The 5,555-nt window shown below is 60.2% G+C and carries 6 protein-coding genes and 1 pseudogene; 2 read left to right on the forward strand and 5 right to left on the reverse strand.

Features of this window, described 5'->3' with window-relative positions; all coding sequences use genetic code 11:
* Positions 1–141, forward strand: a pseudogene (locus ACXWUF_RS17380) (IS481 family transposase); the annotation flags it as partial.
* Here ACXWUF_RS17380 and ACXWUF_RS17385 read toward each other — a convergent pair.
* From ACXWUF_RS17385 to ACXWUF_RS17405, 5 genes are all read right to left on the reverse strand, one after another.
* Positions 122–781: a hypothetical protein gene (locus ACXWUF_RS17385; protein WP_458495879.1), complete on the reverse strand. Its 660-nt coding sequence runs from the start codon at positions 779–781 to the stop codon at positions 122–124. The pseudogene ACXWUF_RS17380 and the gene ACXWUF_RS17385 overlap by 20 nt on opposite strands.
* Positions 782–959: 178 nt before the next feature.
* Entirely contained in the window at positions 960–1,553 is a 594-nt protein-coding gene (locus ACXWUF_RS17390; RefSeq protein ID WP_458495880.1) for an amino acid kinase family protein, read from the reverse strand.
* Positions 1,516–2,922 carry an aminodeoxychorismate synthase component I gene (pabB, locus tag ACXWUF_RS17395; RefSeq protein WP_458495881.1) on the reverse strand — a complete coding sequence of 469 codons (1,407 nt, stop codon included), beginning with the start codon at positions 2,920–2,922 and terminating at the stop codon, positions 1,516–1,518. The genes ACXWUF_RS17390 and pabB overlap by 38 nt, the downstream gene beginning before the upstream one ends.
* Positions 2,919–3,977 carry a hydantoinase/oxoprolinase family protein gene (locus tag ACXWUF_RS17400; RefSeq protein ID WP_458495882.1) on the reverse strand — a complete coding sequence of 353 codons (1,059 nt, stop codon included), beginning with the start codon at positions 3,975–3,977 and terminating at the stop codon, positions 2,919–2,921. The genes pabB and ACXWUF_RS17400 overlap by 4 nt, the downstream gene beginning before the upstream one ends.
* A complete protein-coding gene (locus tag ACXWUF_RS17405) occupies positions 3,967–5,070 on the reverse strand; it encodes an ATP-grasp domain-containing protein (RefSeq protein ID WP_458495883.1) in 1,104 nt (367 codons plus the stop codon). The genes ACXWUF_RS17400 and ACXWUF_RS17405 overlap by 11 nt, the downstream gene beginning before the upstream one ends.
* A 23-nt stretch (positions 5,071–5,093) precedes the next feature.
* Here ACXWUF_RS17405 and ACXWUF_RS17410 point away from each other — a divergent pair.
* The coding region (locus ACXWUF_RS17410) for a HisA/HisF-related TIM barrel protein (protein ID WP_458495884.1) at positions 5,094–5,555 on the forward strand (462 nt) is incomplete at its 3' end.

Below are 5,555 nucleotides of genomic sequence, written 5' to 3' on the forward strand. Positions count from 1 at the left end.
TATGCCGATATTTACAATCACGCCATCCCCCAGCGGGCGCTGGGTCATGTCGCCCCCATTAACGCCCTCGCCGAATGGCGCGAGAGAAAGCCAGAATTATTCGTTTCGGCGGTAGACAATCTCACGGGTCTTGACAGCTAAGAATAGAATATGCACTTTTGTTTTCAACAATAAAAGAGGGAAGATACGAAGACAATAAGTCGATTCTTTCGGTAATACGTGACTGAATATATTTGCCCTCATCCCAGCTAGGCAATTTGGATGCATTTTGATGGGCCTCCTCTATAAGGGACTCCAAGATTCTTCGCAAATACACAAATGCACCAGCCCCAATTCCATGAGATGAAAGCCCAACAGCCCTTGTCCATTCTCGTATTCTTGATTCACCAATGGCCGCTTTATAACGTTTCAAATCAGGCGTAAGAATATCCGCTAATGCTGGAAATTGACCAACCTTGGATAGATTTAAATCTTGGAGTTGCAGATAGATTACAGCATCATGTTGTTCATTCCGCGAACATATAGCCTTTATTTGATAAAAGTCATTGGCCAGGGCTGGGGTATATTTGTTATCGCCAAAACTTTTTAAGACTCCATTATAAGGTCGGGGAACTTTTTTAAATACTGAATGACTTTTGCATTCAGTACAGAACATGTCGAATCTTGCCTCTTCAAATAGAATAGAGGAAACATATAGTGTGTTTTCATATTCATCATTAGCGTGCGGGGGAGGAACAACTTGATACAAGGGGTGCTTTGTAAAGAAATCTTGAATACTCATTTACGGCTCCGGGAATTATGATGTGAGATAAACTACAAATTTATCATGGTAACCGACATGATTAAGCTAAAATCATAAACAGTCTAAGGAAGTTGAATTATGAGCTATTTTGACATGATTTCATGGTCATAATAAATGCGCACCCGCCAATAAAAAGCTTAAAACTAATCTCTTGCTTCTAAAAAACGGCGGTATATTTATTCCCCCAATTCCTATAATCCCCAGCCCCACAAACCCAACCCTCCCCCCCCACAAACCGCCCAAACGCCGCATCCACCACCCCCTCCTCCATCAGCCGCGCCAACGGCACCTCCCCCGCTGGAATCGCCGCCGACTTCACCAGCAACAAGCGCCCCGCCCCGAGCCGCCCCGCCAGCCACGCGGCAAGGCTGTCGGACGTCACGTCCCAACTGGCGGGAATCTCCGATTCAGGAAGCTGGGCGGGATCGGGCAGCCAAACAACGGAATGCTCCTCGGCGATAAGGGCCGCAATCTCATCGAAACAAGTGGCGGAACGAAGGCGGGGTTGCAGGCCACAAAGCATGTGGCCGTATTGGGCCATGGCAAGAATCGCCATGACATGGGCGGTGCGGTCGTCGAACTGCCAGCGGCCTTGCGCCTCGCGGACTTGATCGGCGAACGGGCCACCACCGGGCACGATGACCACGTTCGCCCCCGCCAGCACATCCAGCCAGCGGGGCAAGTCGTCCGAAGCGGAGAGGCTCCCGCCCAGCTTAACGACCCAGGTGATCGGCCCCGGTTTTCTTGACACGGAACTGCTCAAGCAAATGCAGCAGCGCCGCCGCCTTGTGGTAGCACTCCTGATATTCCTGCTCGGGGTCGGAATCGGCCACGATGCCGCCGCCCGCCCAGAAGCGGATGGTGTGGTCGGAATGGACCAGCGTGCGGATGGCGATGTTGGTGTCCATGTTGCCGTCGAAGCCCACATAGCCCACCGAGCCGCAGTAAATGCCGCGCCGGTTCGGCTCCAATTCCTCAATGATCTCCATGGACCGAATCTTCGGCGCCCCGGTGATGGACCCGCCGGGAAAACCGCCGCGCAGCAAATCCAGCGCGTCGCGGCCTTCCGCCAAGCGGCCCCGCACGGTGCTGACCAAGTGATGGACGGTGGCATAGCTCTCAATCTCGAACAGCCCCGGCACATGCACCGAACCCGGCGCACAATGCTTGCCCAGGTCGTTGCGGAGTAGATCGACGATCATCAGGTTTTCCGCCCGGTCCTTGAGGCTGGCGCGGAGTTCTTGCGCGTTGGCTTCGTCCGTCGCCGGGTCCGGCGAGCGGGGCCGGGTGCCTTTGATGGGCTTGGTTTCCACTAGGCCGCCCTCGACTTTGAGGAAGCGTTCCGGCGAGGAACTCAACACCTGGACTTGGGGGAAATTGAGGAAGGCGCTGAACGGGGCGGGATTGATGGGCCGCAGCAGTTGATAGGCCGACCAGGGGTTGCCGCCGCAATGGGCCGAGAAGCGTTGCGTCAGGTTGACCTGATAGCAATCGCCCTCAAGGATGTAGCGCTGGATGCGGTCGAAGGCGCGGCCATATTTGGCCCGGTCCATATTGGCTAGCACCTCGCCGTAGACGCAGAAATCCTCCAACTGCCAGCCGATGGTCTGAATCTGACTGAACGCCTTGATTAAGTGCGGCCAGCGGCTTTCGAGGCTAGAACTCCGGCCCTGCCCGACCAGAAACGTGCGCCGCTCCTGATGATCCACCACCACCGCCCAATCGTAGATGCCGACCACCATGTCGGGGATGTTCTCGGCGTCGGTGGCGCGGTCGGGGAGTTTTTCCAGACGGCGGGCCAGGTCGTAGCTGAAATAACCGATGGCCCCGCCGGAGAACGGCAGGCCCGGCACCGGCTCGGCCTGTTCGCCCAAGGCTTGGCGGACCAAGGAGAACGGGTCTTCCGGCGACAGGGTGATGGATTTGCCCTCGCGGATTTCCGTCAGATTGCCACGGGTGACGAGGGTGCGGATGGGTTCGGCGGCGAGGATGTCGTAGCGGCCCTGCTGGCTATGGGGAAACCCGCTGTCCAGGAACACCGACCAGCGGCGCTCGGCCCACGGCAGGAACAGCGCGGCGCTGTCCTCGAAATACGGCAGTTCTTCAATTCTAGGCGTCATTGCGGACCCATGTTGCGTAGCGCCAGACCAGCCACGGCGGCAGCCGGGGCACAATCGGCGGCTTGGAACTCGTTCTGCGGTGTCGATGCGGAAAACAAATCGCTGAAATCCAAATAGGGACGCTTCAATCGTCCGGCCAGTTCCCGCACCAGGAACCGTCCCACGCCAGCGCCGACCAAGGGCGCCGTTGCGCTTAAGAGGCCACGGGAAAGCTGGAGTTGTAGCCCTGCGTGAATTTTCGCCAATTGGCGCTCCCTGAAAAACTCCGCCGCCAGCCGCCATTGCTCCGGGCTAGCGGATTCCGCATCCCGCCCGAACAGCCGGGCCAGTCGGCGGCGGCTTCCCTCGACGGTTTTCTCGCCCTGATCGGCGGCGGGCATTTGGTCGGCGGGTTCGGGCAACTCGCCCGTCAGGCGGTAAACATCCGCCGTGGTGGCGAAATGCTCGGCCATCAAATTCACCCAGTCGCCCTCGAAGGACGCCCGCTCCGCCAAGGCCATCGCGGGTGTCCTAACCACGCCGGTATATAGGAGTTCATCGTAGCGCATTCGTTCGTAATCGGTATAGCCTCGATGCTCAACCCTGTGTTGACGGATCACCAGGAGATCGGTGGTGGTGCTGCCGACATCGACGAACAAGGCTTCCTCAAGCCGCGCCGCCGCCCACAGCCCGCTGGCGAGCCAATTGGCCGAGGCGATTTGCAGGGCTTGCATCGGTCCCAGCTTGTGCGGCGCCAAGAAACCTGCGTGACCGGCGAACAGGGCGACGGACTCCGCCGAATAGCGCCCGGTCATCGCGTCCACCAAGGCCGCGACGCCCTCTTCCCGGCCCGCGAAAGCGTCCACCAATTCGCCGGTCATGGTGACGGCGTGGCGGCAGCCGGGCGGCGGCGACAACCGTGCCTCGATGTAGTCCAGCGCCGAATGCAGCCGGTCCAACCCCAGCCATAACGGGCACGCGGCTTGCGCCACGGCGACCAGTTGGCCGCTGGCGTCCACGGCGGCGGCTTTCAAATGGGCGCCGCCGATGTCCCAGCCGATGAGTTCAATGGGCATGGCTCGATTCCAGGGAGATTTCCACGACATTGGAAGAATAGGCCGGACACTCTGGCAAGCGGCCTTGGCGCCATAGGTTCAGCACCAGTTCGGCGGGATTTGCGCCCAGCGCCTCCCGCAAGCCCGCATAAGAGGTGGTCAGGCGTGGGTTCACTTCCAACACGGTTAAACCGCGTTCGGAGCGGATCACATCGACCCCGGCATAGCCCCACAGCTCGGGCAGGGCGGCGGCGATGCGTGCGGCCAGGGATTCGAACTCGTCCCGCCATTGATGGGCCGCATTCACGCCGCAGCCGGTCAAGACGAAGCCGCTATCCTGCCGGGCAATGTGCTGGTGGTTGCAGGTCAGCAAGCAGGCCCGACCGGCGGCAAACAGGGCGGACAGGCTCAGGGATTCACCCTCCAGAAAAGGCTGAGCGATGTAGCGCCCGGCGGGTGGATTGGCGAGGAAAGCTTGCCAGTCTTTTCGTGTCGCAATGATCCGCGTGCCTTCGCAGCCCACGCCATCGTCGGGTTTAACGACCAAGGGAAAACCCAGCCCGGCGCCTTTTTCCACTGGTACCGTTGGCACTACCATCACGCCGGGGCGACGACGCGGCGCGGGTGTAGGTCGGGCTTCAGCCCGACACGGCATGTCATCTGGCGGCGGGATCGGGCTGAAGCCCGACCTACAATCGGTATCCCCACGCCAAAACGGCGCCAACCGCCGCAAAGTTTCCCGCTTGCTGGCGGTCAACCGCACCGCCGTCGCCGGGCTGGTGAGCAAGGGTTTTCCCGCCGGTTCCACCCACTGGCACAAGCGCTCCAGAATGCCGCCAGTCTCCGGGGCGATGGGCCACACCGCCTCGGCCAGAGCCACTTGCTTGCGGAAACATTGTTCCGCGTCAGCGTGCCGGTCCAGCCAAATCCATTCCACGCGCTGGCTTAAATCGGGTGGCACCGCCAGCCGGGCATCCCGCAAGGCCACCGGGCGCACGCCGGGAATGTCGGCCAAGTCCCGCAGCAAAGCGCCCAGCATCAAGCCGCCTTCCCGCGCCAGGGACGGCGGAATCGGTTCAGCCAGCAAGCCGCCGCCGGTAATATATTCAAACACCAAGACTTTCACCGCGCCTCCCCATGCAAATCATCCCCGTCCTCGACCTGATGAACGGACTCGCCGTCCACGCCCGGCAGGGTCGCCGCGAACTTTACCAGCCATTGCAAAGCCCGTTGTGCCGCAGCCCCGAACCCTGCGCCGTGGTCGAGGGGCTGCTGAATCTGCATCCGTTCAAAACGGTGTATATCGCCGACCTGGACGCGCTCATGGGCAAAAGTCGGCAAACCGGCGTGGTGGCGGAATTGCGGCGGGCGTTCCCAGACATTGTGTGGTGGATCGACCAAGGCGTGCCGTGCAAGGGCGGAGAATTGTTTTTTGCGCCGGAACCCAACACCACGCCGATCATCGGCAGCGAGTCCTTGCGGGAAGAACATTTGCCGCGCCTCGCCGGGACAGACGCGACAAACTGGATTTTGTCCCTGGATTCCCGTGCGGGCCAACCGCTGGGACCGGCGCGCTTGCCGGAAAGTCCCGACCTGTGG

The sequence above is a fragment of the Methylomagnum sp. genome (assembly GCF_054333355.1).

What these genes read in the sequence shown, in the direction of transcription:
- ACXWUF_RS17385 (WP_458495879.1), bottom strand. Translation starts at nt 781, where the DNA reads ATGAGTATTCAAGATTTCTTTACAAAGCACCCCTTGTATCAAGTTGTT.
- pabB (WP_458495881.1), bottom strand. Translation starts at nt 2,922, where the DNA reads ATGACGCCTAGAATTGAAGAACTGCCGTATTTCGAGGACAGCGCCGCG.
- ACXWUF_RS17400 (WP_458495882.1), bottom strand. Translation starts at nt 3,977, where the DNA reads ATGCCCATTGAACTCATCGGCTGGGACATCGGCGGCGCCCATTTGAAA.